General features: G+C 56.3%; 2 protein-coding genes. Both read left to right on the top strand.

The window, feature by feature from the left end:
* Positions 1 to 85: 85 nt before the first annotated feature.
* Positions 86 to 1,459 carry a DUF2157 domain-containing protein gene (locus LKE08_RS00565; protein ID WP_324702245.1) on the top strand — a complete coding sequence of 458 codons (1,374 nt, stop codon included), beginning with the start codon at positions 86 to 88 and terminating at the stop codon, positions 1,457 to 1,459.
* Positions 1,460 to 1,487: 28 nt separating this feature from the next.
* Positions 1,488 to 2,165 (top strand): GDYXXLXY domain-containing protein, encoded by a 678-nt coding sequence (locus tag LKE08_RS00570; protein ID WP_324702246.1) that lies wholly within the window; start codon positions 1,488 to 1,490, stop codon positions 2,163 to 2,165.
* Positions 2,166 to 2,324: the final 159 nt, after the last annotated feature.

Here is a 2,324-nt window from a genome sequence, read left to right on the forward strand (position 1 = left end):
GGATGTCTCACCCACCGCTCCCCCGCTCCCCCGCCCACACCCCACCGAGCACACCCCACCGAGCACACCAACCCCAACCCCAACCGTGATTTCAGAAAAGTTTCGCCGCCAATTGCGTGAGGAAGCCGGACTCTGGAAGGCTGAGGGATTGATCGACGACACCGTTTATCGACAGCTCGGCGATCGCTACCAGTTTGACAGCCTCGAACAGGCCGCCAGCAACCGCTTCGTGGTCATCCTCATGGGGTTGGGCGGGATTTTGTTGGGTTTGGGGGCGATCACGTTTGTCGCCGCGAACTGGCAAGAATGGCCGCGATCGCTGCGGGTGATTTTATTATTAAGCATCCTGGTCGGATTCGACGCCGGGGGGTTCTACCTGTGGCAACATCCCACCTCCGGGGCCAAACAGCGTCTCGGTATCGCGTTGCTGCTGTGCGGCGCCGTGTGTCTGGGGGCGAATATCGCTCTGATGGCCCAGATGTTCCACATCGGCGGTTCCCCCTACGGGTTGTATGTCGTGTGGGGGTTGGGTGTCCTGGCGATGGCTTACAGTTTGCAACTGCGATCGCTCGGCGTCCTGTCGCTGCTGCTGTTGGCGATCGGATACTGGCTGGGGATTGAGTATGCCTTGGAACCGGGGGAGGCATCCTGGATCGATCTCTTAATTCGGCACATGGCGATCGCGGGGGCGATTTTATTTGTCCCCCTCGCCTACTGGTGCGAATCCCGCCTCATTTTCGTGATGGCACTGCTGCTCATCATCTCATCTTTGAACGTGACGATGGGCGCCATTATCCCCGTCTACCAACTGCCCGGATTGGGTGTGGCTTTGGCCCTGATTCTCCCCCCCGCCGTGTTGTGGGCCTACGATGACAGCCAGTGGCCCGGAATTGACGGCCGACGGTTCCGATCGCTCGCCCGCAGTTTCGCCCTCTGGCTACTCGGAATCCTGTTCTTTTTCCTCTCATTTAAGGGCGTTTGGAATATCGAAGCGTCCGACTTCGAGGATATTTTACCGGGGTCGGCTTTTCTACTCGTTGACGTCCTAATTTTCATCGCCCTCGCCCTGTGGCAGTGGTTCCGCCTGGCGCGTCCCGATCGCACCAAACAATATTGGGGAGTGGATAGCGTCACCGCCGCGATCGCCGGTTTTTTAGCCATCACCGGCATCGTCACCTTCTGGCACATTTCCATTTCCCCGATTCCGGAAATTGCCACCTACATTTTTAATATATTAATGTTTCTCCTGGCAACGGGAACCATCCGCATCGGACTCACCGAGGGAAGCCGCGCCGCTTTTTGGGGCGGGATGGTGCTATTAATTTTACAAATAATCAGCCGATTGTTCGAGTACAACACCGAACTACTTCTAAAAGCCTTCGTCCTCGTTTTATGCGGGATCGGCGTCATCATCGCGGGACTCTGGTTTGAACGCCACCTCTCCCGCCAAAACGTTTAGGAAACTCAATTATCAATTATCAATTGCCATGACAGACAGCAACCAAACGTCCTCTGAGCGCCCGTTAACAGCCCCGACAACCCCCGCAACTGCCCCCGCCAGTCCCCCCGAGCGCCGCCTTCCGGGATGGCGATTGTGGGCGCCGCTGCTGTGTCAGGCCGCCCTGGTGATGGCGATTCCCGCCCAGGCGGTTTACACCTACCTCACCGGAACCACAATTGTTTTACAAACGGCGCCCGTCGATCCCTACGATTTTCTGCGGGGTTACTATCAAATTCTCGGCTACGAAATTTCCGATCCCAACACGCTCAAAACCCTTCCCGGTTCGCCGACAGTCCTGGAAGGAAATGAGAATTATTCGTATATCGATCGCGGACAACCCGTTTATGTGATCTTGCAAAAACCGGAGGGAAATTCGGAAAGCGATCGCCCCCCCGCGTGGGAACCCGTCGCCGTCAGAAGCGATCGCCCGGAGAATTTACCCGACAATCAAATCGCCATCCGGGGGGAGGGAAATGGCTGGGGAGTCGAGTACGGTTTGGAAACCTATTATATGCCGGAAAGTGAGCGCGATCGCGTCAATGCAGACATCAATTTCGCCCAACAAACCGACCCGGAATCCTTCGTGGTGGAGGTGAAAGTGGACTCCGGCGGCCATGCCATTCCGGTGCGGCTGTGGGTGCGCGATCGTAGTTTTCAATTTTGATAAATTGACCCCACCCAACCCTCCCCTTGCCAAGGGGAGTGCTTAGTGCTTCGTTATATTCATTATAGCGCTGCGCGCAGGTAATGGGGAATGGGGAATGGGGAATGGGGTAATGAAATCACCTTGATATAAGGGTTTCAAGGTTTGTCCCTCCCAGGA

This window comes from Lyngbya sp. CCY1209 (assembly GCF_035615495.1).
Classification (GTDB): Bacteria; Cyanobacteriota; Cyanobacteriia; order Cyanobacteriales; family Microcoleaceae; genus Limnospira.

Bases quoted from the DNA above. Each gene is read 5' to 3' on its own strand.
- LKE08_RS00570 (WP_324702246.1), top strand. From the start codon at position 1,488: ATGACAGACAGCAACCAAACGTCCTCTGAGCGCCCGTTAACAGCCCCG.